At 60.0% G+C, this 25508-nt stretch carries 23 protein-coding genes and 1 tRNA gene; 18 read left to right on the forward strand and 6 right to left on the reverse strand.

What is annotated here, in order from left to right; all coding sequences use genetic code 11:
- Genes EAV90_RS04640 through EAV90_RS04655 form a run of 4 tightly spaced genes read left to right on the forward strand, consistent with a single transcriptional unit; the run spans position 1 to position 6678 of the window.
- Positions 1-1041, forward strand: a complete 1041-nt coding sequence (locus EAV90_RS04640; protein ID WP_129142726.1) for a hypothetical protein — start codon at positions 1-3, stop codon at positions 1039-1041.
- Positions 1038-3926 (forward strand): DEAD/DEAH box helicase, encoded by a 2889-nt coding sequence (locus EAV90_RS04645; RefSeq protein WP_208738469.1) that lies wholly within the window; start codon positions 1038-1040, stop codon positions 3924-3926. The genes EAV90_RS04640 and EAV90_RS04645 overlap by 4 nt, the downstream gene beginning before the upstream one ends.
- On the forward strand, positions 3923-5929 hold the full coding sequence (pglZ, locus tag EAV90_RS04650; RefSeq protein WP_129142727.1) for a BREX-3 system phosphatase PglZ: 2007 nt from the start codon (positions 3923-3925) through the stop codon (positions 5927-5929). The genes EAV90_RS04645 and pglZ overlap by 4 nt, the downstream gene beginning before the upstream one ends.
- Entirely contained in the window at positions 5926-6678 is a 753-nt protein-coding gene (locus tag EAV90_RS04655) for a hypothetical protein (protein WP_129142728.1), read from the forward strand. Before pglZ ends, EAV90_RS04655 begins: the two co-directional genes overlap by 4 nt.
- 346 nt (positions 6679-7024) lie before the next feature.
- Here EAV90_RS04655 and EAV90_RS04660 read toward each other — a convergent pair whose 3' ends face one another.
- A complete protein-coding gene (locus tag EAV90_RS04660; RefSeq protein ID WP_129142729.1) occupies positions 7025-7567 on the reverse strand; it encodes a hypothetical protein in 543 nt (180 codons plus the stop codon).
- Positions 7568-7660: 93 nt separating this feature from the next.
- On the opposite strand from EAV90_RS04660, the gene EAV90_RS04665 reads away from it, so the two are divergent.
- The 4 genes from EAV90_RS04665 to EAV90_RS04680 all read left to right on the forward strand — a co-directional run bounded on the left by EAV90_RS04665 (position 7661) and on the right by EAV90_RS04680 (position 10584).
- Positions 7661-8236, forward strand: a complete 576-nt coding sequence (locus tag EAV90_RS04665) for a tyrosine-type recombinase/integrase (protein ID WP_129142730.1) — start codon at positions 7661-7663, stop codon at positions 8234-8236.
- A gap of 35 nt (positions 8237-8271) precedes the next feature.
- Positions 8272-9297, forward strand: a complete 1026-nt coding sequence (locus tag EAV90_RS40045) for a hypothetical protein (protein WP_129142731.1) — start codon at positions 8272-8274, stop codon at positions 9295-9297.
- 214 nt (positions 9298-9511) lie between these two features.
- Positions 9512-10132, forward strand: a complete 621-nt coding sequence (locus tag EAV90_RS04675) for a tudor domain-containing protein (RefSeq protein ID WP_129142732.1) — start codon at positions 9512-9514, stop codon at positions 10130-10132.
- Between the two features lie 113 nt (positions 10133-10245).
- The gene (locus EAV90_RS04680; RefSeq protein ID WP_129142733.1) at positions 10246-10584 is read left to right on the forward strand and encodes a DUF3768 domain-containing protein; all 339 of its coding nucleotides are present in this window, start codon (positions 10246-10248) and stop codon (positions 10582-10584) included.
- A 647-nt stretch (positions 10585-11231) separates the two neighbouring features.
- Here the strand turns inward: EAV90_RS04680 and EAV90_RS04685 are convergent.
- The 3 genes from EAV90_RS04685 to EAV90_RS04695 all read right to left on the reverse strand — a co-directional run bounded on the left by EAV90_RS04685 (position 11232) and on the right by EAV90_RS04695 (position 14495).
- Positions 11232-12779, reverse strand: coding sequence for an argonaute/piwi family protein (locus tag EAV90_RS04685; RefSeq protein ID WP_129142734.1), 1548 nt, complete (start codon positions 12777-12779; stop codon positions 11232-11234).
- Positions 12776-14188 (reverse strand): toll/interleukin-1 receptor domain-containing protein, encoded by a 1413-nt coding sequence (locus tag EAV90_RS04690; protein ID WP_129142735.1) that lies wholly within the window; start codon positions 14186-14188, stop codon positions 12776-12778. Before EAV90_RS04690 ends, EAV90_RS04685 begins: the two co-directional genes overlap by 4 nt.
- A 230-nt stretch (positions 14189-14418) precedes the next feature.
- Positions 14419-14495 (reverse strand) — tRNA-Met (locus EAV90_RS04695).
- A 368-nt stretch (positions 14496-14863) separates the two neighbouring features.
- On the opposite strand from EAV90_RS04695, the gene EAV90_RS04700 reads away from it, so the two are divergent.
- The gene (locus tag EAV90_RS04700) at positions 14864-16240 is read left to right on the forward strand and encodes a coniferyl aldehyde dehydrogenase (RefSeq protein ID WP_129142822.1); all 1377 of its coding nucleotides are present in this window, start codon (positions 14864-14866) and stop codon (positions 16238-16240) included.
- Between the two features lie 38 nt (positions 16241-16278).
- Positions 16279-16431, forward strand: coding sequence for a hypothetical protein (locus EAV90_RS39300; protein WP_164936771.1), 153 nt, complete (start codon positions 16279-16281; stop codon positions 16429-16431).
- A gap of 29 nt (positions 16432-16460) precedes the next feature.
- Here EAV90_RS39300 and EAV90_RS04705 read toward each other — a convergent pair whose 3' ends face one another.
- On the reverse strand, positions 16461-17222 hold the full coding sequence (locus EAV90_RS04705) for an SDR family oxidoreductase (protein ID WP_129142736.1): 762 nt from the start codon (positions 17220-17222) through the stop codon (positions 16461-16463).
- Between the two features lie 104 nt (positions 17223-17326).
- Between EAV90_RS04705 and EAV90_RS04710 the strand changes: the two genes are divergently transcribed.
- Positions 17327-17839, forward strand: a complete 513-nt coding sequence (locus tag EAV90_RS04710) for a CvpA family protein (RefSeq protein ID WP_129142737.1) — start codon at positions 17327-17329, stop codon at positions 17837-17839.
- 129 nt (positions 17840-17968) lie between these two features.
- Positions 17969-18751, forward strand: coding sequence for an SDR family oxidoreductase (locus tag EAV90_RS04715; RefSeq protein ID WP_122405833.1), 783 nt, complete (start codon positions 17969-17971; stop codon positions 18749-18751).
- An 80-nt stretch (positions 18752-18831) separates the two neighbouring features.
- Here the strand turns inward: EAV90_RS04715 and EAV90_RS04720 are convergent, their stop codons facing one another.
- Positions 18832-19308: a DUF3775 domain-containing protein gene (locus EAV90_RS04720; RefSeq protein ID WP_122405834.1), complete on the reverse strand. Its 477-nt coding sequence runs from the start codon at positions 19306-19308 to the stop codon at positions 18832-18834.
- A gap of 112 nt (positions 19309-19420) precedes the next feature.
- Between EAV90_RS04720 and EAV90_RS04725 the strand changes: the two genes are divergently transcribed.
- The 6 genes from EAV90_RS04725 (at position 19421) to mbfA (ending at position 25327) form a co-directional block, all read left to right on the forward strand.
- Positions 19421-20269, forward strand: coding sequence for an MBL fold metallo-hydrolase (locus EAV90_RS04725; RefSeq protein WP_164936779.1), 849 nt, complete (start codon positions 19421-19423; stop codon positions 20267-20269).
- A gap of 256 nt (positions 20270-20525) precedes the next feature.
- On the forward strand, positions 20526-21368 hold the full coding sequence (locus EAV90_RS04730; RefSeq protein WP_129142740.1) for a fumarylacetoacetate hydrolase family protein: 843 nt from the start codon (positions 20526-20528) through the stop codon (positions 21366-21368).
- A 158-nt stretch (positions 21369-21526) separates the two neighbouring features.
- Positions 21527-22138 carry a glutathione S-transferase family protein gene (locus tag EAV90_RS04735; protein ID WP_129142741.1) on the forward strand — a complete coding sequence of 204 codons (612 nt, stop codon included), beginning with the start codon at positions 21527-21529 and terminating at the stop codon, positions 22136-22138.
- Positions 22139-22152: 14 nt separating this feature from the next.
- Positions 22153-23022, forward strand: coding sequence for an MBL fold metallo-hydrolase (locus EAV90_RS04740; protein WP_129142742.1), 870 nt, complete (start codon positions 22153-22155; stop codon positions 23020-23022).
- 117 nt (positions 23023-23139) lie between these two features.
- The gene (locus tag EAV90_RS04745) at positions 23140-24288 is read left to right on the forward strand and encodes an alpha/beta hydrolase (protein WP_129142743.1); all 1149 of its coding nucleotides are present in this window, start codon (positions 23140-23142) and stop codon (positions 24286-24288) included.
- 67 nt (positions 24289-24355) lie between these two features.
- The gene (gene mbfA / locus EAV90_RS04750; protein ID WP_122405839.1) at positions 24356-25327 is read left to right on the forward strand and encodes an iron exporter MbfA; all 972 of its coding nucleotides are present in this window, start codon (positions 24356-24358) and stop codon (positions 25325-25327) included.
- The last annotated feature ends 181 nt before the right edge of the window (positions 25328-25508 follow it).

Below are 25508 nucleotides of genomic sequence, written 5' to 3' on the forward strand. Positions count from 1 at the left end.
ATGCTCGACGTAACCATTGACGCTGGCGTCATCGCCGTTCCGTCCCCAATCTCTTCCGCAGATCAGCTTCACGATTATGTGGGCACATTGTTGGATTGGAGCAAGCTGCTCGATGAGCCGTGGGTAGCGATTCATATCAGCGAAGGGGCGGCAGAAGCGCTCGTTGAAGATCAATTGTATCCGCTACGCGACCAGCTCAAAGCTCTTTTCCATGATCATGGCATAGTTGAATATGACGTCAATACGGTCGCCAAGATGACCGACAGATTGCTCGCGTTAACTCCGTCGTTCGAGACATATTATCGAGTGAAGGATGTTTTGGCAGATTCGCTCGATACCAATCCCGACATAATAAAGCTGACAACACATAATGGCCTACAATCGGATTTAGCGCGTTGCGTCTTATTGATCGCGATCCTTCGCAAACATTGCCGGCAACCATTAGCGGGACATTCGCTTATTCTCCGCTCGGTGCCGCACTCACTCGTCAAGGTGCGCGCGCAGATTCACGAGATCGAGCATGAGCGTGACGATCTGCCGGCACTCCCATCACCGCCGGATTATTTCGAAGGCGATGTCCTGGTGTGCGACGACTTCAAGGGGCTCGTTAAGTGTCTCGATGAAAGCGCTATCCTGAAGGAGGCGCGCGATACTCCGGGAGTCGAGCTGGCGATCAAAGTGGCTCTGTTCAAAGAGGCTCTCGCGAAGAGCCAGGAGCCAGACTGGTCAGACACGAGAACCCCGACCATCGGGAGCCGCTTTCTCGAAACGTGCCAAGAGTGTTGCCGCGATCAAGGGGGTGGGCTCGCGCCCAGGATATTGCAGGCTATCGTCGAGACCATGCTGAACCAGAATATGGCGGCGATTCATGCTTTGAGAACGGGTATGGGTGGTGCTGATCCTCAGCGGATGCGAGGTACCGACAAGGCGCAGAGAAGGGATATCGATTACGAGTTTCATCTACACTACTGGGAATGCGCGAATGGCGTCATCGAGCTTGCGTCCGTCGTTCACCACAATGACTTTTCGATACCAGAGTGACGGCTGTGGTGAAGCAATGGCTTTTCAGCACAGTCCATAACTGCGCTTGCAAGGTCATCGAGGAACAGACCTTGTGGGGGCAGACGGTGTGCCGCGTTTGGTTGCCGAACCAAGATGCTGTTGTCCGGGTGTCGCGATCCGCTCTGCGGCCGTTGGGAGCCGATCTACGGCCTGATATCGAGGGGCACCGTATCGCGTATGTCGCGGCGGCCGCCAAGGTGGCCGAGGTGCTGGATGGCGGAACGGGCGACATCAATGGCCCGGTATTGATGGCGCCGATGGAATCCAACGTCATTCCGTTGCCCCATCAGCTCTACGCGCTCTCCCGCGCGATTTCCGGTGATCGCATCCGCTATCTCCTGGCGGATGAGGTAGGGCTCGGCAAGACAATCGAGGCCGGCCTGATCATGCGCGAGTTGAAGCTGCGCGGTCTCGTCCGGCGGACTTTGGTCGTCGCGCCCAAGGGGCTTGCCACCCAGTGGGTAGCGGAGATGCAAAGCCATTTCGATGAGCGCTTCCAGCTTGTCCTCGGCGAGGACATCGGCGCCATGCAGCGTCTCACTTCCGGGACTGGTTTGGCTGCCTCACCGTGGGCGATGTTCGATCAGGTCATCGTCTCGCTGGATTCGGTGAAACCACTCGACCGACGCCGCGGCTGGTCGCAGGCCAGGATCACCGAATTCAACCGCAGCCGTTTTGAGGATCTCATCACAGCAGGCTGGGACCTCGTCGTGGTGGACGAAGCCCATCGCCTGGGCGGCAGCACGGACACGGTCGCCCGCTACAAGCTAGGCCGCGGCCTCGCCGAGGCTGCGCCCTATATTCTGCTCCTTTCAGCGACACCACATCAGGGCAAGAGCGATTCCTTCCACCGTCTGCTGAACTTGCTTGACGATGATGCATTCCCGGAAGCGGGGAGCGTAACGCGGGAGCGCGTTGCGCCCTTCGTGATCCGAACGGAAAAGCGCAAGGCTATCGACGCGGAAGGCAAGCCGCTCTTCAAGCCGCGGCGCACGCAAATGGCTCCGATTGCCTGGGAAGCTCGGCACTATCCACAACAGCGTCTCTATGAGGCGGTCAGTGACTATGTGCGGGACGGCTATAACCACGCCGTGCGCGAGAAGAAGCGGCACATCGGTTTTCTGATGATCCTCATGCAGCGTCTGGTCACCTCCAGCACGCGCGCCATCCTCACCACACTGGAGCGCCGGCAGGCCGTTCTCAAGGGTAGCGAGCTGCGCGATCGGCAGTTGAGCTTGCGGTTCGACGGGACCAACGGCAGGGACGCTGAAACGCAAGAGATTTACGACATGGACGCGCAGGAGTTGCTTGATGAGCTTCTGTCCCATGTATCGGCGTTGAAGAACGAGCGCGGCCATGTCGAAACGCTGTTGGAGGCCGCTCGCGCGTGCGAACAGGCTGGTCCGGACGCGAAGACGGAAGCGCTCATCGACTTGATCTACCGGCTTCAGGCGGAGGAGAACGAGCCCGATCTCAAGGTGCTAATTTTTACCGAGTTCGTCCCCACTCAGGAGATGCTGAAGGAGTTTCTGGAAGCGCGTGGCATCCGAGTTGCGACTCTCAACGGCTCGATGGACATGGATGCCCGCAAGCGGGTTCAGGACGATTTCCGGCTCGATGCGCGGGTACTCATCTCCACGGACGCCGGTGGCGAAGGTCTCAATCTGCAATTCTGCCACGTCATCATCAATTACGACATGCCCTGGAATCCGATGCGGCTGGAGCAACGGATCGGGCGGGTGGATCGTATCGGCCAGACCCGAACGGTACGCGCCATCAACTTTGCAATCGAAGACTCGGTGGAATTCCGCGTTCGCGAAGTGCTGGAACAGAAGCTTGCCGTCATTTTCGAAGAGTTCGGCATCGACAAGACCGGCGATGTTCTGGATTCGGCGCAAGCTGGCGAGCTGTTCGAGGAGGCGTTTGCGGCAGCGATTCTCGATCCTGAAAGCATCGAGCGCACCGCCGAACACGCGACGACACAGATTCGGGACGAAATCCGTAAGGCGCGCGAGTCGTCTCCGCTCGGCGCATCCGCGGAGCCAGACACTCGGTCGGCTGAACAGCTTCGCTTGCATCCGCTGCCAACATGGCTTGAGCGGATGACCGTCAGCTATCTCAGCGGTCATGGAGGCAAGGCGGAGCACAAGCGCTTGACCTGGGATCTGACCTGGCCCGATGGCGAGCGTTTTGCCAAGTGCGTATTCAGCGCGCGGGACGCTGAGAGCACTCCTGATGCAGAATTGATAACGCTGGAAAACAGCCGAACTCGCAGGTTGGCGCTCAACCTGCCAATGATCGTGGCGGGAGAGCCCATTCCGGTTGTAGCGATCAACGGTCTTCCACCCGGCATCGAAGGAGCCTTCGGCCTATTCGAGATTCGAGTTCAGAGCGGTCTTGTATCGGGAGGACGGCTCATCCGGGTGCCTCTCGCCCGGCGGCGCTATCTCGGTGTGTTTGTTGATGAGCAAGACAGGGTCTTCCTGCCAACGGCGCGCCATATCTGGGATGCGATCCAGACGGCAGAAATCAAGATTGAAGACAGCTTGGAGCCGCTGGCGAGCGAGGCTTTTCATGCCCGCCTTGTGGATGCTGCAAAGCAAGCGGGCGAGCACGCATTCTCCGCCTTGCGCCAGGAACACCTCGACGCGATCGACCGGGAGGTAGAGCGCGGCACCACGGCCATGACGGCCCGACGCCGGGCTATCGAGCGGGTCGGACTCGCCGAAGTGCGCCAGCACCGTATGAAACGGTGTGATGCCGAAGACGCTGAGTGGCGACGGGAAGTGGCGGACGCACGGCAAATTGTGCCCGAGATTCGGCCGATCCTCCTGATGCGAGTCATTAGGGCGAGATCGTCATGACGAACTGGCGCGACGCCATCCTGGCGCATTTCGTACCGCACGTCAGCCGGCTCACGATCGTGGCTGATCCGGACGCGCTTCTGACGGAAGAGCGGCTCGCGGTCGAATTGCGGCAAAAGGGTTTCGATCTGGTCGAATTCACAGATTCGGTCGAGTTCCGTTACGCCTATGAATCACAGTATCGGTCGGTCTGGGATCGCGGAGAGCACACTGATCTTGTGGTCGTCTTGCGCCTGCCAGGTTCCTCCGTTGATTCGCTTCCTTACGACCTGTTGCGCGCTGGTCGAAGGTTGGCTTTCGACTTGGGAAGCTTATTCCCCCATCTCAGCTATCGGGTACTGCAATCGCTTGATCGTGGTCTTCTGGACGAGGTCTTCGACGCCCAAACCAGAGCGGCACCCGACCGAATGGGGGACAACGCCACCAAAGATTTCATCCTGCGCCACGTTTTCGGCATCGCCGCAGAGTTGATTGCCACGGACACCGACTTGCTGCGGGCGCTGCTACGGCTGCATTACCGGAGCATGCGCCTGCCGCCTGTGCTGAGCGAAAGGCTCGTCCAGGTTCTCAAGGTGCAGGGCGCGTTCCGCGACTGGCCGCTTGAGGCAATCGTTCCGGACGACGCCACCTTCTACGCTTTCCTTCAGGAGCGTTGGCCAGGCTTTCTGCGTGGCCACGATAGTTCCGGCCTCCACGAAGAAGGGGCGGAATATGGCCGTACATATTCCGGTCCCGATCACCTCCCCTTCGGCCATCACGATATCCGCGTCTACATCGACAATCTCTTCGTTGAGGGAAAACTGAAGCCGGTGCATCTGCCGGCAGGTGCGCCCCCGCCCCAGAGCTGGATGCTGAGCGGAATCATCAAGGATGTCGGCAGCAGCAGCGCCGTGCGGACCGATCGCCTGTTTGAGCTGATTGATGCGGAACAACCAAGCGAAGGCAGCCGGTACACAGACTGGGTCGCCTTTGCGCAGAGATGGGCGGAATTGAGCGCGCTGGTGCATTCGGCAAACCGCAGTGACGCGAAGGGTAGGCTTCTGCGGAAGGGTTCCCAGATCAATGAAGCCTTCGCTCGCTGGCTGGACGGACACTATGCAAGCCTGGTCAATGTGCCGCCTAGCAACCCGGCAATGGTGCATCATGTTGCCCGACATATCGCGCGTGAGCTGGAGAAATCAAAGCAAGCTCGCGCGGCGCTCGTGGTCGTGGACGGGCTGGCGCTCGATCAGTGGATCACGGTTCGCCACGCCTTTGAGGAACGCGATCAGTCCCTTCTCATTCACGAGAGCGCGATCTTTGCCTGGATCCCGACGCTGACTTCCATCTCGCGGCAAACTATTTTCGCCGGGAGGCCACCTCTCTATTTCCCGACTTCGATCTATTCGACCAATGCCGAAGGCAATCTCTGGCGCAAGCTGTGGGAAGACGCCGGTTTCTCCAAGCTGGAAATCGCTTATCAGCGGGCTTTGGGCGACATGCCCTCTAGCGGCGACGTTTCAGAAACGCTCGACGCCGCGCTGATCTCTCCCAAAACGCGGATCGCCGGTCTTGTTGTCGATAAGGTCGATCGGATCATGCACGGTATGCAACTAGGCAGCGCGGGCATGCATAACCAGATCGCCCAGTGGTGCGAGAGTGGGTTTCTCGGTTCCCTGATCGGCGCACTGCTCGACAAGGGCTTCGACGTTTGGCTGACGGCCGATCACGGCAATATTGAGTGCCGCGGCATGGGGCGGCCAGGTGAAGGCGTGATCGCGGAGATCCGCGGCGAGCGGGTGCGAATTTATCCGACGCCGGAATTGCGCGACCAGACGGCAGCAGCCTTCCCGTTCGCCCGCAAATGGAACCCAATCGGCCTACCGGCCGAAACCTTCCCGCTCGTGGCGCAGGGCGAAGGCGCTTTCGTTACGCCGGGCGAGACCCTCGTCGGTCATGGTGGTGTTGCAATCGAGGAAGTCATCGTACCCCTGATCCGTTTCGAGCGGCGGGAAGTGCGATGAGCAAGCGTCATGATTCTATCGGCGTAAAGCAGGTCATTCCGTATGAATGGATGCGGAAGACAGCGAATTTCGTGCTTGCCGGAATGAACGCGAAGGAAGTTCGGCATGAGCTTCATACCGCTCTCGCCGCAGAAGGTAGAAATATACAGCCCGGTGAGCGCAGCGCGTGGACGAGAACATTTCTCGTGAACAATCTGATGGCGATGTGGCCATCACCCGCTGCCGAGTTGGTTGTTTTTCGAGATATGGCGCTCCAGGCCCTGCAGAAGCATCCCGATCAAGAACTTACGATTCAATGGGCAATGATTTCAGCCGCCTATCCCTTTTGGTTTAACACAGCGCGGCAGACCGGGCGTCTGCTAAACCTACAATCCCGGGTTACCCAGGCACAAATTGTGAATCGCCTCAAAGAACAATACGGTGACCGGCAGACAGTCAGCCGTTACGCGCGTTTTGTAGTTCGTTCCTTTGTTGACTGGGGAGTCCTGAGAGATGCGGCTGTTGCCGGCTCTTACGAGAAGGCTGAGCCTGAAATCGTTAGTGACCGCAATGTGATTGCGCTGCTGGTGTATGCCACGTTGCTCGCCATGCCGGAAGGAAAAGCTCCTCTCAGTATGCTGTTAAACAATCCCGGGCTCTTTCCATTTTGTCTCCCAGCCATGCAGGGGGAAAGCCTTCTGGGACCTAGCCGCCATTTCAAAGTTGTTCGCTATGGATTGGATGATGAGCTTGTGGTGCTGAGCACATGAATCGGTGGCTTCCCGGGAGAAGACCGGGAGAAGGTAGGCACAATCTTCTGCTGGCGGGACAGGCGCCATTGTGTCCAAAGTTGTCTCCCTGACGATCAGCGTTCAGCGGTGCGCTCGTCATTTCCATTACAGCAGCAAGGTACGCTGCAGTTAGCGGCGACTCAATGGCGGCATTTAGACAAGGTAGTCTGCGCTTGGCGTACCGAGAGAGCTTCGATCACCACTACGGACGTTGCCAATGGTGACTCATAACTCTCGACAGGCTGACTCGATAACTTTTCAATATTGTGTTCACAGTGAACAACTAACTGATCGGCCCCGGCAGCGAAGGAGCGCCAAGCCAATCTCAAAACGCATTCTTGCGCGCGGCTTGATGGCAATACTTCGAGAACAAATAATCAATCGCCTTGCCGACTCTATCCATGTTTAGATTATTACCCGCAATATCGAATTCGTTGGCGCAATTGGTGTGAATCACCGCGGCTGGAGCAGAACTGCCGTTTGGCAGATTCTGTGTGCAAAAAACGGGGTCTTCGCCTACTGCCCAAACAACGCTTCGTTGAGCGTCGCTTTCTCCAGATTTCCAACCGACGATATGATTGAAGTGAACTTGTACAGCGATTTGCTGGTTTGTCTGCAAGTTGGGCCCAAATCCCTGCACTACACAGCCTTCTTCGCCGGAAATCGAAGTCCATGTTTGCGAAGGGGTCAAATTCAAACCAGACGTATATTGCGGCGTTGAAACTGATCCATCAAGATTCAATTTCATTCTTGATAGATCGACATCTCCACCTAGAACGATAAAAGCGGCGGTCTGTTCAAACGTTTGCGCCTGCGCAGCAGTGACCAAGAAATAGCAAGCAGCAAGGCTAAAGAATGAAGTTCTCATAGGTCCTTTTCCCCCGATCAAAGCGCTTTAATTCATGGTTGCATTATCAATAGCAAAGGCTAGAATCATTGAATTGTAAACTCGATTGACGCAATGCCGGGCAAGCAGGCGAAAATTTTAGCCGCCGACCAGATCGACAACCTCCTACTCTTTGCCGAAACGACTCGGTATCCGCTTAGAGACCGCGTTATCGTCTTGCTATCTGTTAAAGCTGGCCTTCGAGCCGCTGAAATTGCGAATCTCACGTGGGAGATGGTTCTCGATCCAAACGGCGGCATTAGCACGGCGTTGGAGTTGAGAAACTGCGCTGCAAAGAAGGGGCACGGCCGGATCATCCCTATCCATGCCGATCTTCGAGAGGCGCTCTGCGAGCTTCAAGGGACATCCGAGCCTTCACGGCCTGTCGTGCTTTCGGAGCGGGGAAGCAAGATGAAAGCGCGCAGCATCGTTATCTGGTTTAGCCGCGCATACCGCGCGCTCAACCTTGATGGCTGCTCCTCACATTCAGGTCGGAGGACATTTATCACTCGGGCGGCTCGACTCGTGCATAAGGCGGGTGGATCCTTGCGCGATGTTCAGTTGCTTGCTGGACATCGCTCGATCCAGACCACGCAGGGGTACATCGACGGCGACAGTGACGCCCAGCGGAGGTTGGTATCCCTGATCTAGGACCGCGTTCGCGTAGTCTACAACCGCCCCGCAAGATGGCGGCAAAGGTGACTGCTCCGTGTACCGACAATATTGAACCACGCGCGCAGGCCGACGCTTTGATCCGCGCCGTCTGCACGTTCGCCGGATCACTATCGCTACTCGATGAGATAGACGACGAGATTCGTCACGCGGGCCTGGATCAAGCTGTCGCGTCGGGCGATACGCGCCCCATTTTTGATTGGCTCCTAACGGCGTTCAGCTTTCAGGGTATTTCCGACCGGGTTGCTCGGAGCTACATGGAGAAGCATGGGAGCGCGTCCTGGGCCAAACTGGAGGCGAGCCTCCAAGCTTGCCCCTCCTGCCCCAAGCTCCAAAGCTATTGGGATTACGAGGGCTGCCGGTATGACAAGGGCAGCTTTACTTGCGCCGAGCCCGATCATATCGAGGCTTGCCCTGTACCCCGTCCAAGACTCCGCAATGGGAGGTTGAGTCAGACTGCGGCCTCATTCTTCCTATTCATCCGGGACATCGCTGGGGGCGATCTCATTGGCTGGATCGATAGCCAATTGGAAGCCACCACAGGGTCATCTGACGCCGATTTGGAGGCTGCCAGACAGGAAGCCCTGATCGGCCCCCTCCGAGAAGTTTTCGGAGTGGCCGACAAGGTCCTGACGAATGCGCTGTCCTGGCTGATGATAGGGGCGCGCAACCACAGGCCCATTTGGTTCGAGACCGGAAAGGCCATGCTCGTCATTGATACGCTGGTCCACAATTTCTTGCACCGTACCGGCATTCTGGAGAACTGCGGCATTCCCCATCGGTACGGCCCGGCCTGCTACGCCAAAGGCGGCTGCGCCGAGATCATCCGGCGTGCCGCAGAACGGATTGACGCCCGCTCCTTCAATCCGATCTTTCCAAAGGTTTTTCCGCGCTTTGTCCAGCACGCCATCTGGCGATATTGCGCCGCGGACGGCCTAGACCTGTGCAATGGCAATCGAATTGACGACCGCGAGGCGTGCCAAATCAGCTACTGCTACCTCTTTCGAATCTGCGGTCGAAAACCGATAAAATCGACGTAATTTCAGATATTTACTACACTTTCAGATGCTTGTTCTCGACCATTTATTAGCGTATACTGTATAGGCAAGGTCGATTCACGACTTTGCTGGTTTTAGACTTGGAAATACTTCGGGGAATACTTGAATTCACCCCGACCTTCTGGGACTAAAATCACCATTCAATCGCGGATTGAGGGAGCCTGTCGGCTCCCTTTCGCATTTCTGGGAGCAGCAGATGGGTAAGAAAACTGGGAAGACCACACCGGCAAAGGTTGATCCGGTCTACGTCCTGGGACTCGACGCCAACGGCAAACCGCGCGGCGCTCGGTTCGCCGAGCTAAAGGACAGCATCGTGTCGGCGGCCATGGACCTGAAGTGCCGCGTCTTGATCGACCAACCGGAAGCCGTGTCAGCGTTGGGTATGAAGCTGCCGGTAGGACGAGTTTACGGCGGCGGCAAGGTCGTAAGGCTGTTCGTCCCGAATATCAGGCGCGAACTCTACGACAAGATACTGGAAGCGGCGGGTCCGCTTGCAGACGGAGAGCCTGCCGCCGAAAGAGCCCACGTTGCGGGTCTTACGTCCGAGAACCCTCAGGCAAAAGGCGAAACGGATGCTGCGACGGACCACGTGAGGTGCATCTCGCCGGTAACATCGGGCTTGCCGCGCAGTTGGGAGGAAATCACCGTCGGCCACATGGTGCTGGCCCATGAGTCGCCTGACGATGGCTGGTGGGAGGCGGTCGTTATAAAGCGCGAGGAAGAGATTCTGACCTTGCGGTATCGCGACGCACCCAAGCTGCCAAAGTTTATTCGGCACATCAACACGGTCGCATTGGTCAACCCCGGCCCAGCCTAAAAAACGCAACATCGGCTCGGACCTTGGTCCGAGCCATACCTTCTAGACGCCCTGGCCTATGCCACCGGGGCGGTCACTCCAAATCCAATCCCAACATTCACAGGAGACAAACCATGTCTACGGACACGGATCGCATACGCACGCTCAATGATGATCTTCGGAAGCACCTTGTCGGTGGCGCAGCCGTCATCACGGCAGGGATCGCTGAACTTGGATCGGAAGCTGTCGAACGTTTGGTCAAAACCATAGCGATCTTTGATGGCTTTTGTAGCGCCACCCATCCTCACAGCGAGCATGACTTTGGCGTCTTTGATTTCGACGGGACTGCCGTGATGTTCAAGATCGACTACTACGACAAGTCGTTGACCTATCACTCGCCCGACGCTGCCGATCCGGCCGTTACCGAGCGAGTGATCACGATCATGAGGGCAGACGAGTATTTGCCGCGATAACGGCTTCCTCGTATCTCATTCCCTCAGATCAGCATCTTCCCATCACCCCAAAAGAATGCCCCCCTGGAGATTATCTATGAGCGAACAAGTGTCTGTACCTCCACCGATACCGTCAGCTTCAAAGCCAAAAAGAAAGTGGCGCTGGCTAAAGATTCTACTCGGAATCCTCGCGGCAGGATTTTTGGTCGTAAGAATCTTCGGCAGCTACAATCCTGTGGATTTGGAGTTGGTTCGAAGAGACCTTTTCGACGCCGCGCACGACGGCAAGGTCTTGGAAATGACAAACGTAGGCAGCAAGCCGGTCAAGCTCCTCCGCATCACTATCAATGATCGGCCTGATTGCAGCGTCTCTCGACTCTCTTTCGTCGATAACTCCCCGCTATTTCCCTCAGTCATGAGGATTGGGGACCAGCTTAGTCTAGTAAGCTCATGTCAAATTGTTCGGGCCACGGCCGAGACCGACCAGGGTTCAAACACCTACTCGTTTAATCGGTAACGGCTGTAGGGGAGCCGGGCGTCCGCTCGGACGCCCGGCTTTTCACTGCAGCGGCCAAGCTCATGAACATGGCAGCGCTGTTACGGCCCGGAGGCGATTGGAATGACTAGCTCTCGTAAAGGAGGAGGGAACTTCTTACGCAAGTGCATGGCTACACATAGAACTTGAATGGCTGGCGATCCGCGCCCTTAGCAGAGCCCATTGTCAGCACTTCTCCGACCATGCTGGCGAAACGAACCGTTACGGGTAGACCATCGTTATAGTTGCAGGAGTTATAGTTGATCTTCGTCAATCCCATTATGTCACTCAGGATAGTCGATAGTTCCGGCATTGCCTTCTTACTTTTAAGAGCAGTGATGAAGAGCGGATTCGGCGTCTCAGGCCCGATATAAGTGTCGAGCTGCGGGACGTAGCCATTCGTCCAAAGGTAGGCGTTTTTTTCGTCGAGCAGCATCGCCGTGCCACGCAAGACTGGATAGTCACCGTCACGAAAAAGCTTGGTCTCTCCCGAGGTCGTCTTGATGCGCACGCCAACCACGTTGGTGGTCGCGGGTGTCGCTGCTTCAAAGGCTGTCCATTCTTCATCATTGTAAAAAGTCTGCCCGTGTATGAAGAGTTCCTGTGGCGCACATCCATGAATCTCTTCGTATGTAGTCAAGACCTTCTTGATCAAGTCCTTCGCTGCCTCTGCACTCAGATGGTAATCGTAGTCCCCCTTTTTCCAAGGTCCGTTAGCACCCCGAAAAACAACTCCATCACCTTCGCTCAAAAACATCTGAGCTGCACAGCAGGCGTGATCCGACACATCGCCGGGAAGCGTCTTGTAAACAAGCCCAATATAGCAAACGCCTTTTCGGATGCCTGACAGCTTCCACGGCGGCTTGGGTTGCGTCTTGTAGTAAAGGCCGGTCGCTAGATTCCAAGCGACTGTGGCGACATCCTGTGTCCTGCGAAGAGGATAGCCTGCCCTATTCTTGAATTCCTCAGGCACCAACGTGGTCTCTCGCAATATTTGCGTCGGGGAAAGAGTTAGATACTCCGCCTTGACCTGTCGGTGAAAATCCGGCGCATCGTCAAAAAGGTCCTCCTCGGTTAGCACTTCCTTCAACAAAGGAAGATCAGATCGTGTCCTCTTTCTCTTCTCAAAACTGCCAAGCACCATGGGAAGCCCGGTGCGACGTGAGTTTGGCTTGCATCGCTCGAAAATGATTTCCGGTACAACCAAGATCCACAAATCGACTGAACGCTCATCGTTCTCTCGGTGTTTGCGAGTTTTGTCAGCGTAGAGCTTAACAACCTTCTTTACCGCTTCGTGCAAATTTACAATTCGTGTCGCGGCGTCGATTGCTTTCGCGTCCAATACGCACGTTACAAATTCAGCATCGTTCAACGAGATCCCGAAGGCTTCCTCAAGGCCAGGGAAATTAGCAAGATGCAACCTATCCTGCTTTTCCGTCTTTCCCGGCGGAGGGACGGGTATCCCTTTTTTCAGGCACGCCGCCCATGCGCGGAAGTATTTTATTCCCGATATCGTACCAATCACGCCAACGCGGACTTCCTTCGTTTTTTTCGATTTTTCGTGAGGGCCGTACAGGAATAGTCCGTCCTTCGGGTGCGGCGTCGTTTGCTTGAAATTAAACTCAAGTAGAGGCTCGTTGAAATGGACTACCTGCAGCGAACGCTCCGGAAAGCTTGTCACGTTTCTTCCTCCGGTTCGGGACGCCCGAGGGTTGACGGATCGATTTCCTCATCCTCGTCTTGTAAAACTGAGGGAAGGACAGTGCTCACGGGTGAGGAGAACAGTTGCGGAGCTGCTTCGACGCGGACGGTAGCGGCTTTTCCCAGTTCGAGCAGCATGACCGACCTATCGCCGGACAAAAGCTCCAAAAAGGCAAGAAGCCGTCCTTGCCATTGTCTATTTCGCCAGCCTTTGCAGACTGTCCGCCGCAACCGGTGCTGCTTTTTTGGGTCTTGAAGCGGATCGTCGGCCTCACCATCCAGTATCGGCGCGAACAATACCCGCGATTTTAGTTTGAGATGCGGAAAAGGCCAAAAAGACGGAAGAACCGAAACGCCATACTGCCAGACATGCCCCTTAGCAACGTTTCGAAGCATTGAAGAACGGCGCTCACCTTGCGTTCCCCAAGCGATCTTCTTACCGATTGGCGTTTGACCTTTTCCGACATGGAAGCCGACCGCGTTCGAGTAGTGGTATTCGAGAAGTCCTCGCTTTTGGCAGTAAGAATTCCACGCCTGCCTAAACATGGAATGCGCTACATTCGATGCGTCCTGTCGCTTTATGTTTGCAGGTTCGTATCCAGATTCCACGAACGCCATTAGCGGCACCGAATGAACTAGGACAAAGCGGCCCACATCACCGAAGATCGCGGCTACCTCATCGGCAGATTGGAAGGTAACGAACCCGCCCTGCATGAGCGCAACCGGGTAAGGGCTCTTAGGTGCAATCTTTGCAAGAGCATCGCGGTCAATCACACCGCTTGCTTCGAAATAGTTTATGGTGTCCGGAGCTTCCGAAATTCTCAGCCAATTGGAAGTTAGCCGCTCCGGCTCTTCCTTGAGCGCCACACCTCCGCGGCGGCGATAAAGCTCCCAGCTCGGCTGAATAATAGCGGCTTGAGTCCTGACGGGGACTTTCTGCCGTTTCAGGGTTTCCAGCAGCTTCTCTAAGCCTTCCGCCCACCCACGAACAAAGTCGATATATTGGAGACCTGCGATACCAAAGAGCTTTTTATAGGGCCTTATCCGCAGTGGGATCACAAATCGCGGATCCTTAAGCTCTTTGGCAAGGTCCAAGCCAATCTCAATCTCTTCCTGCACGCCCGCAGCAGCAAGTGTCTCGTTGCTACAGCAGAGTAGCATCTTGCACGCCTGATTTTGCAGGGTTGAGGTGATGACGTTTCGCCAACGGTCACCGGGTTCGAGGGTGCGAATATCTGTGAAAACCTTGTAACCCGCCGCCTCAAGCTTCGGTGCGAGCCAAAGCGCAAACTCATCGTCTCCGGGTGTTGCTTTGCTCAGGAAGACGACATCGCGCACTTCCGGCGCGCTGGCCAGCGGAACTGATTGAGCGACGCGTTCTTCCATCATAGCCCCAACCGATTCGGTTAGCAGCGATGGTACACGCGGTAGGCAGTTGCCCTCTCAATGTTCTGCAATTTCATCGTGTGCCCACAGGTACCATGCAAACCGGGATGACGGGGGCGTGAATGCTTAGAGGTTCCTTTTCGGTGGCGACACGGTGGCGACACGGCCTCAAAACAAAAAAGCCGCCCCGAAGGACGGCTTTCTGAAAACCTCGTATAATCAGAGGCTTGTCTTGGTTGCGGGGATAGGATTTGAACCTATGACCTTCAGGTTATGAGCCTGACGAGCTACCGGGCTGCTCCACCCCGCGTTAAACACTTGCGCGCCTTCGCCAAAATGCCGGGACGGTCGGTTGAGGCCGGCGCTGTTCGCGCAGCTTGCTTCTTCCGTCCCAAAGGCTTCCTTGGAAGGCAACCCGGGGGCAGTGCCCGTCGGGTGCGGGGCGTATGTATCAAGGCGAGGTGCCTTTGGAAAGGGCTGCGGGAACGTTTTTTTCGACTTTATGACAGGGAGATGGACGGATTTCGGCTCCGTTCCGCGCGCTCTTGCCAGAAGTTCCACAAAGGGCCAGCTTGCGGCAACAAGATTAAGGCTGGAACGCCGGTCGAGGGGAGGAAAGCCGTGGACAAATCCCTGACGACCGCCCCGCTGCGGACGCTGGAGGAGGCCTTGCACGCCATGATCGTGCGGTCGCGGAGCGAGCCGGCGCCGGACCTTGCCGAGCGGCTCGACCGGCTGGCGCGGCTGCGCAGCGTCGTCGCCGACAATGAAGAGCGCTTCCGGCAGGCGATCACGGCCGATTTCGGCCACCGCTCGGCGGTCGAGACCACCATCGCCGAGATCATGCTGGTGTTCTCCGAGATCCGGCATGCGACAAAGCACCTCAAGACCTGGATGACGCCGCAGCGCGTCGCCACCGCGCTGCAATTCCTGCCCGCACGCAACCGGCTGATGCCACAGCCGCTCGGCGTCGTCGGCATCATCGCGCCCTGGAATTACGCGCTCCAGCTCACGCTCGCGCCCGCGATCGGCGCCATTGCCGCCGGCAACCGGGTCATCATCAAGCCGAGCGAGCTGGTCCCGCACTTCGCGGCGCTGCTGAAAGAGGCGGTCGGGGAGAAGTTCGATGCCGCGGAGGTGCTGGTCACCGGCGTCGAGGACGAGATCGCCACGGGCTTTGCGAGCCTGCCATTCGACCATCTCATGTTTACCGGCTCGGCGCGGGTCGGTCGGCTGGTCGCGGAGGCCGCGGGGCGCAACCTGACGCCCGTTACGCTCGAGCTCGGCGGCAAGTCGCCTGCGATCATCGACGCCTCGGCCGATCTCGACGAGGCAGCCGAGCGCATCGCCTACGGCAAGCTGCTCAATGCCGGGCAGACCTGCATCGCGCCGGATTATGTGCTGGTGCCGGAGCGCTCGTTGCAGGCCTTCGCCGAGAAAGTGCGCGCGCAGATGCGGCGCATGTTCGGCACCGATCCCTCAAATGAGGACTACACCTCCATCGTTTCCGACCGGCATTATGCCCGGCTCGAAGGCCTGGTCGCGGATGCGGCGCAGCGTGGCGCGAAAATCCTGCAACCGGCAAAGCCGGATGATCCCAACTGGAAGGCGCATCGCAAATTCCCGCCGACGCTGATCCTTGGTGCGACCGAGGCGATGGCGGTGATGCAGGAGGAGATCTTTGGGCCCGTGCTGCCGGTGCTCGGCACTCGCGATGCGGCGGAGGCGATCGCCTTCGTCAACGCCCGCGACCGGCCGCTAGCGCTGTATTGGTTCGGCAAGGAACGCAGCGCGCGCGATGAGGTGCTGGCGCGCACCGTCTCGGGCGGCGTCACGATCAACGACTGCCTGTTTCACTTCACGCAAATCAACCAGCCGATGGGCGGCGTCGGCGCCTCCGGCAGCGGCGTCTATCACGGCGAATGGGGCTTTAGGACGTTCAGCAAGCTGAAGCCGGTGTTCTATCGCTCCAAGTTCAACCGTCTCGCCGATCTCTATCCGCCCTACGGCGGCAAGATCGCGCGACTGGAGAAGTTGATGCGGCTCATGTCGTAGATCGTCAAACACCGTCATTGCGAGCCAACGGGTCTGCGATGGAGACGCCGGCGCTGCGCGCGCTGCAGACCAGGGACATGTTCACCGCCAATGTTCGAACCGACGAAGACATCCGCAGCATTCTGCGGCAGCGCGTCGACACGGTCTATCACCCCGTCGGCCCGGCCTCCACCGGGACGACACCTGAGTGAATCGCGCTTGTCCGGGACGACGGAGAAAATCAATTCAGCAGGAACCCGCCGTCCACCGTCACCACGCTCCCCGTCATGTACCGCGACGCGTTCGATGCCAGCAGCAGGATCGCGCCGTCGAGATCGGACTCGGCGCCGACGCGGCGCTGCGGGATGCGTTTGGCGAGGCGCTCGCCTGCCGGCGTCGACCAGAACGCGTGGTTCATCTCCGTGTCGATATAGCCCGGCGCGAGCGCGTTGATGCGGATGTTCTGCCCGGCGAGCTCCAGCGCCATCGCCTTGGTCGCCTGAATGATGCCGGCCTTGGAGATCGCGTAAGGCGAGACAGCCTTCAAGACGCCGGTGCCGAGCACGGAGGCGATGTTGACGATGTTGCCTGACTGCTTGCGCGCGATCATGCGGCGGGCGATCTCGGTCGCGAGGAAATAGGCGCCCTTGAGATTGGCGCCGATCACGGCATCCCAATCGGCCTCGGTCTGCTCGGTCGCGAGCTTCTCGATGGCGATGCCGGCATTGTTGATCAGCACCGTGACGGCACCGAGCGCCGCTTCCGCCGCATCGACGGCCTTCGCGATCGAGGCCGTGTCGGTGACATCGAGCGCGACCGCAGCCGCGCGGCCGCCCTTGCCGCGGATCTCCTCCTCCAAGCTATTCAGCTTGTCAGTCTGCCGCGCGGCAAGCGCGACGGCCGCGCCATGCGCCGCCAGCACCCGGGCAAACTGCCGGCCCAGCCCCTGGCTCGCGCCCGTGACGAGGATGGTTTCTTGACTGACGTCGAATAGGTCTGACATTGGCGATAACCCTTCGCTTTTGGAGCCATCAATACAGACGATTTTAACGATCTGAAACCGGAATGATCGGTTCGGCGTTCATTCGTCAGGCAGGGCTTTCGCTCATGAACAGTTTCGATCTCGCGGTCTATGCCGCGCTCGCCGTCGCGGTCGGCTTCGGCTTCAGGACCGGCCTGCTGCGCAGCGGCATGACCATTCTCGCCTATCTCCTCGCCGCGCCGGTCGCGGTGGCGCTGATGCCGATGATCGCACCGCAAATCGCCGCCAATCCAAACTCGCCGCTGCTGCAGAACTGGATCTGGTTCTTCGCCATCTTCGTGGTGGTCGGCATGCTGTTCGGCCATATGGGCCGCATCGCGCTGAACGACACCATCGGCGAGGCCGGCATCGGCGACCGGCTCGGCGGCGCCGCGCTCGGCGCCGTCAGGGTCGGCCTCGTGGCCACAACCCTGGTGCTGGTGTTCGACCAGATCGTGCCGGCCAACCGGCAGCCGCAGTTCCTCGCCGGCTCGCATCTGCGGCCGCTGTTCTCGGCTGCCGGCCAGATGGGATTCAAGTCGCTGCCGCCGGAGGCTGCGGCCGCGATCGACCGCCTCAAGCAGGAGCGGCGCATCTGATCAGGCGCATATGCATCGCCGCACGGAGGCGCATGCATTTTGGTGCGAGCGTCTCTCTTATCAGAGGCGTCACAGTTGGCTAGAGTGCGGCCCGTCCAAAACCTGCCTGACATTTACGGGAGTGAAACAGTGGATCTTGGGATCAAAGGTCGCCGCGCCATCGTCTGCGCATCCAGCAAAGGCCTCGGGCGCGCCTGCGCCATCTCGCTGGCGGAGGCCGGCGTTCATGTCACGCTGACCGCGCGCGGCGCCGAGGCCCTGAAGAAGACGGCTGACGAGATCCGCAAGGCCTATCCCGATGTGACGGTCACCGAGATCGTCGGCGACATCACGACGCCGGCCGGCCGCGAGGCGGTGCTGAAGGCCTGCCCCGAGCCCGACATCCTGATCAACAATGCCGGCGGCCCGCCGCCCGGCGATTTCCGCAACTGGACCCGCGACGACTGGATCAAGGCGATCGACGCCAACATGCTGACGCCGATCGAGCTGATCAAGGCGACGGTCGACGGCATGATGGCGCGCAAGTTCGGCCGCATCGTCAACATCACCTCGGCCGCGGTGAAGGCGCCGATCGACATCCTGGGCCTCTCCAACGGCGCGCGCGCCGGCCTCACCGGTTTCATCGCCGGCCTCTCGCGCAAGACGGTGATCAACAACGTCACCATCAACGGCCTGTTGCCGGGCCCGTTCGAGACCGATCGGCTCACCGGCACCGCGAAGGCCGAAGCTGACAAGCGCGGCGTCAGCCCTGAGCAGATCCTGGCCGAGCGCGCCAAGCTCAACCCCGCCGGCCGCTTCGGCCAGCCCGACGAGTTCGGCTACGCCTGCGCCTTCCTGTGCGGCGCCAAGGCCGGCTTCATCACCGGGCAGAACATTCTGCTGGATGGTGGTGCGTTCCCGGGCACGCTGTAGTCGGCACCGCAGGTGTGCTCCCTCGCCGCATTCTTAAGGGGCGCGGCGATGGGCTCGCAAGCGACACGACATGATATTGGTCACCGCCGCTTCGTCGATTCGTCCTCGTCCCGCGCGCTGGGATCGGAGGAATCGGCGGTGAGGCGCTCGCCGGTCCAGTCGATGCCGAATTCGTCGAGCCCATTGGCGAGCAGGTCGCCCAGCATCGGCTCGCCAAGCAGATAATGCACCGTTTCGCGACGCGGGCTGCGATACTCCCCCCGCGCCTCGACGGCGCGGGCCCGCAGATCGTCCCAATCCTCGATCGTGCCGTCGCCGCGACCGAGCCAGGTCAGCGCGACGAGATCGAGCTGCTCGTCCTCATTCAAAGCGATCATGAAGCTTCCGAGTTCTTGGATGACGGGGTCGGAGCCATCGTCATCGAGGACATCGACCGCATCGTCATCGCTCGGGTTGGAGCCGGAATCCGGATCGGAGCCCGCCTCCTTGACGTCGAATTCGCGTGCCTTCTCGATGATGAAGGCGACCTTGTCGGCGGATATTGCAAGCTCTGGCATGGCTCCTCCTCCGGTTCCCCGATAACGCCGCATTGCGCCAGATGATCCATTGCGCTTGATGGCGGAAAGCCGCATCTTTCGGCGCCAAAACAAGAACACGGGAAGGCGCCGGATGCGGTGGAAGGTTGGCAGGGTCAAAATCACCAAAGTTGTGGAATTGGAGACGGTCGGCTCGACCCGCTTCATTCTGCCGCTCGCGAGCAACGAGGAAATCCGCAAGCTGCCCTGGTTGATCCCGCATTTCGCAACTGAAGAAGGCCGGCTGAAAATGTCGATCCATTCGCTGGTGGTGGAGACGCCCGGCAGGCGTATCGTGGTCGATACCGGCCTCGGCAACGACAAGCAGGGGCGCAACGTCCCGACCTGGAACAACCGCAGCACGCCATTTCTGGAGACGATGACGGCGGCCGGCTTTCCGCCCGACAGCATCGATACCGTGCTGTGCACGCATCTTCACGTCGATCACGTCGGCTGGAACACGAGATGGTCCGGCGGCAAATGGGTGCCGACTTTCCCGACGGCGCGCTACGTTTTCGGCAAGACCGAATACGAATACTGGCGCGACCATTCGACGGAGCCGGACAAGCAGGCCGTGTTCGGCGATTCCGTGCAGCCGATCGTCGATGCTGACAGGGCCGATTTGATTCCGAGCGACCACCGGCTCTGTGAGGAGATCAGCGTTGTCCCGACCCCGGGCCACAGCCCCGGCCACATGAGCGTCCTGATCCAGTCTGAGGGCGAACAGGGCCTGCTCACCGGCGATGTCGCCCATCATCCCTGCCAGATGGCGCATCTCGACTGGTCCTCGACCGCCGATTCCGACCAGGCGCAGTCTGCCAAGACGCGGGCAGCGCTGTTCGGCCGCTTCGCCGACACGCCGACGCTGGTGATCGGCGGGCATTTCGCGGCCGGGCACATCAGGCGCGACGGGGACGCGTTCAGGTTTGTGGCGCTGGCGTAGGTCTCATGCCCTGGACGCTGCGCAGCACGAAGTGATGCGCTGCTGAGCCGGGGTCCATACCGCGCCAAATCGGGCACAAGTGATCTGGATCCCGGCTCTGCGGAGCAGCGTTGCACGCTGCACCGCGTCCGGGACACGATCGCACCCATCGAATCCAGAAGCCTGCAATGCGGCCCGTTATGAGCGGTTGAATTTCCTGCCGCCCTGTTCCATGAAGCTATTAACCGATCGGTCCAATCTCCAGGGAGAAACGAGAATGAAGCTTGTTCGTTATGGCGAGAAGGGTGCGGAAAAACCCGGCCTGATCGACAGATCCGGCCAGTTGCGCGACCTGTCGGCGCATGTGAAGGACCTCACCGGCGAGGCCTATTCGCCTGAGTCCCTGAAGAAGCTGGCGGCACTCGATCCCGCCTCGCTACCCTCCGTCTCCGGCAAGCCGCGGCTCGGTGCGCCCGTCACCGGCATCTCCAAATTCGTGGCGATCGGCCTCAATTACAGCGACCATGCCAAGGAGACGGGCGCAGAGATCCCGAGCGAGCCGATCATCTTCATGAAAGCCAACACCTCGCTGTCCGGCCCGAACGATCCGGTCGAGAAGCCGCGTGGCTCGACCAAGCTCGACTGGGAGGTCGAGATCGCCGCCATCATCGGCACCCGTGCGAAGTACGTCTCGGAAGCCGATGCGCTCAACCATGTCGCCGGCTATTGCGTCTGCAACGACGTCTCCGAGCGCGCCTTCCAGATCGAGCGCCTGGGCCAGTGGACCAAGGGCAAGTCGCACGACACGTTCGGGCCACTCGGGCCGTGGCTCGCCACCAAGGACGAGATCAAGGACGTGCAGAACCTGTCGATGTGGCTCGACGTCAATGGCCAGCGCCGCCAGACCGGCTCGACCAAGACCATGATCTTCTCCATGGCCAAGTGCATCTCCTATGTGTCGCACTTCATGACGCTGCTGCCCGGCGATATCATCACGACGGGCACCCCGCCCGGCGTCGGCCTCGGCATGAAGCCGCCGACCTTCCTCAATGTCGGCGATGTCGTCACGCTCGGCATCGAGGGCCTCGGCGAGCAGCGCCAGGAGATCGTGGCGGCGTAGGCCGCACGCGCATCACACTCCGTCGTCATGCCCGGGCTTGACCCGGGCATCCACGTCTCGCAGTCTGACCACACCGCGACGCGTGGATGGCCGGGTCAAGCCCGGCCATGACGGAGGAGACACCGTTCGCAAAAGATCGATTGCAGGGAATAGTCCTCATGAAACTCACCTTCTCCCCCGCCTCGCCCTTTGCGCGCAAGGTGCGGATCGCCGCGATCGAGCTCGGGCTGATCGACAAGATCGAGCTCGTGCCGGCGACCGTCGCGCCGGGCATCGCCAACGAGGACTATTCGCGCATCACGCCGCTGAAGAAGCTGCCGGTGTTGATCACCAACGACGGCGACGTGATCTTGGACTCCTATGTCATCGTCGAATATCTCAACGAGCTGGCCGGCGGCAGCCTGGTCCCGGACTACGGCCCGCGGCGCTGGAAGGCCAAGACCAACCACTCGCTGATCAACGGCATGCTCGATTCCATGCTGCTGTGCCGCTACGAGAAGATGGTGCGGCCGCAGGGCCTGCAATGGCAGGCCTGGTCGGACGATCATTGGAACAGGGCCTGGACCGGCATGGCGCGCTTCGAGAACATGCCGGAGGTGCTGAACGGCCCGTTCGACATCTCGCAGATCGGCCTCGTTTGCGTGCTCGGCTATGCCGACTTCCGCTTCGCCGATTGCGGCTGGCGCAAGGCCTATCCCAAGCTCGACGCCTTCCACCAGAAGATGCTGGAGCGGCCCTCCGTGAAGATTTCGGTGCCGCCTCCGGCGTAGTCGCAGGAGTTCTCATGAGCCTCACATACTCGGTCGGCGATCTCACCATCCATCGTGTCATCGAGCAGGAAACCTCGTTCGTCCCGGCGCTTGAGATGCTGCCGGGGCTGACGGGCGAAGTGCTGGCCGAGAACCGGGCATGGATGCGCGAAGCGAAGGCGCTGGATGACCAGGACGTCCTGCTGCTGTGCTTCCAGTCCTACGTGGTGAAGACGCCGCACCATACCATTTTGATCGACAGCTGCATCGGCAACGACAAGCCGCGCCCCAATCGGCCGAAATGGAACATGAAGACCGACGACACGTATTTGCGTGCTCTCAACGCCGCGGGGTTCTCGGTCGATGACATCGACTTCGTGATGTGCACGCATCTGCATGTCGATCACGTCGGCTGGAACACGCGGCTGGAGAACGGTCGCTGGGTCCCGACCTTCCCGAAGGCGCGCTACATCTTCGCGAAGCAGGAATTCGATCACTGGTCCGCACAGAATGCGAAGGCGGAGATCCCCCCTTTCGCCGATAGCGTGCTGCCGGTCGTGGAGGCGGGACGCCATGAGCTCGTCGGCAACGACCATGCGATCGGCGACCACGTCCGCATCCTGCCAACGCCGGGCCACACGCCCGGTCACGTCGCCTTCACGATGGGCCGCGGCAAGGACGACGCGGTATTCTCCGGCGATCTCATGCATTCGCCGTTGCAGACGCACTATCCGGAGCTCTCGATCAAGTTCGACGTCGATCCGGACGCGGCGGCGAAAACGCGCCGCAGCTTCCTGGAGCGCTATTGCGACAGCGACACGCTGTGCTGCACCGCGCATTTCCCCTCGCCGTCGGTCGGCAAGATCAGGCGCAAGGGCAACGGGTTCGTCTGCGTGGCGGTTTAAGGCGACCTTTCTTTTCGGTCATGCCCGGGCTTGTCCCGGACATCCACGTTCTTACAATCGATGGCGACGAAGGACGTGGATGGCCGGAACAAGCCCGGCCATGACGAGGAAGCAATCATGGCCGATCTCCCCGACATTCCCCTTCCCGCCGGCATCCGCTCGCGTTATGTCGACGACATCAACGGCCTGCGCATGCATGTGCTCGAGGCCGGCTTCGAAACCAGGGACCGTCCCTGCATCCTGCTGCTGCACGGCTTTCCCGAGCTCGCCTTCTCCTGGCGCAAGGTGATGCCGGCGCTGGCCGCCGCCGGCTACCACGTGCTCGCGCCCGACCAGCGCGGCTATGGCCGCACCACCGGATGGTCCGCGGACTATGACGGTGATCTTACGCCGTTCTCGCTTCCGAACCTCGTGCGCGACGCGCTCTCACTGGTGTCGGCGTTCGGTTACAGGCAGGTCGACCTGGCCGGTCATGATTTCGGCAGCCCGGTCGCGGCGTGGTGTGCGCTGATAAGGCCGGATGTGTTTCGCTCGGTGACGCTGATGAGCGCGCCGTTCGGCGGCGCGCCGCCATTGCCGTTCGACACGGTCGATGGCCCGCGCAAGCCTGCGCTCGAAGATCCCGTGCATCGCGAGCTCGCCGCGCTGCCGCGGCCGCGAAAACACTATCAATGGTACTACTCGACGCGCGAGGCGAACGCCGACATGCACCGGGCGCCGCAGGGCGTGCATGATTTCCTGCGCGCCTATTATCACCACAAGAGCGCGGACTGGGCCGACAACAAGCCTTATCCGCTGAAGTCGTGGTCGGCGGACGAGCTCGCAAAGCTGCCGACCTATTACGTGATGGACCTCGGTGAGACCATGGCGGAGACCGTCGCTAAGGAAATGCCGTCGCCGGCCGCGGTCGCCGCCAACCAATGGCTGCCGGACAGCGATCTCGCCTATTACAGCGCCGAATATGGCCGCACCGGATTCCAGGGCGGCCTGCAATGGTATCGCTACGGCACGTCGGGCATGCTCAACAGCGAGATGCAGCTGTTCTCGGGCCGCAGCATCGACGTGCCCTCCTGCTTCATCTCGGGCAGGCAGGATTGGGGCACTTACCAGCGTCCCGGCGTGTTCGAGACGATGCAGGGGCGCGCGTGCACGAAGATGCTCGGCTGCCATCTCGTCGACGGCGCCGGCCATTGGGTGCAGCAGGAGCAGCCGGCCGAGGTGAGCCGGTTGCTGCTCGACTTCCTCGCAAAGGCCGGCACGGCCTGATTTGACCCGGAAACGGTGGCGTCCTATATAGTTTAGAATAATTCTAAACAGTTGAAACAGGGCCGCCGTGAAGAATTTTGCCGATCTGACCGAGCGCGAGGTGCTGGCGGTCGCGATCTCCTCCGAGGAGGAGGACAGCCGCATCTACATGACCTTTGCCGAGGATCTGAAGGAGCGCTATCCCGACTCGGCAAAGCTGTTCGAGCAGATGGCCGAGGAGGAGCGCGGCCACCGTCACATGCTGCTGGAAATGTATGAGCAGCGCTTCGGGCAGCACCTGCCGCCGATCCGCCGCGAGGACGTCAAGGGTTTTCTGCGCCGCCGCCCGATCTGGCTGACCAAGAACCTGCCGCTCGACACCATCCGCAGGGAAGTCGAGACCATGGAGCTCGAGGCCGAGCGCTTCTATGCGAAAGCCGCCGAGCAGGCCGAGGACGTCAACGTGCGCCGGCTGCTCGGCGATCTCGCCGAAGCCGAGAAGAGCCATGAGCACACCGCCGCCCGGCTGACCGGCGAAATCCTCAAGCCCGACGTGCGCGCGGAGGAAGACCGCACGCGCCGGCGCATGTTCGTGCTGCAATATGTGCAGCCGGGCCTCGCCGGCTTGATGGACGGCTCGGTCTCCACGCTGGCGCCGCTGTTCGCGGCCGCGTTCGCCACGCACCAGAACTGGCAGACGTTCCTCGTCGGCCTCGCCGCCTCGATCGGTGCCGGCATCAGCATGGGATTTGCGGAAGCCTTGTCCGACGACGGCTCGCTCACGGGGCGCGGCTCGCCCTGGCTGCGCGGCATCACCTGCGGCGCAATGACGACGCTCGGCGGGCTCGGCCACACCGCGCCCTATCTCGTGCCCGACAGCTGGGCGAACGCATTCTGGATCGCGACCGGAATCGCCTGCGTCGTCGTGTTCTTCGAGTTGTGGGCGATCGCCTTCATCCGCTCGCGCTACATGGACACGCCGTTCCTCCAGGCCGTATTCCAGATCGTGCTCGGCGGCGCCATCGTGCTGGCAGTGGGGATATTGATCGGGGCGGCGTAGGCCTCACGGATCTTGCGAAGGCCGGGACCCACAATCACAGGGAGCAATTTGGCGAAAATTCTCGATTATCGAGCGGCGGCAACTTGCACCGCGCGCCCCCGATAGATCACGCGGTATGGGTCCCGGCCTTCGCCGGGACGACGGCGGAAGTTGTAGCGCCGCGTCTGCCTGTTTCTCCCAC

The sequence above is a fragment of the Bradyrhizobium vignae genome, from assembly GCF_004114425.1.
In the GTDB taxonomy this organism is placed as follows: domain Bacteria; phylum Pseudomonadota; class Alphaproteobacteria; order Rhizobiales; family Xanthobacteraceae; genus Bradyrhizobium; species Bradyrhizobium vignae.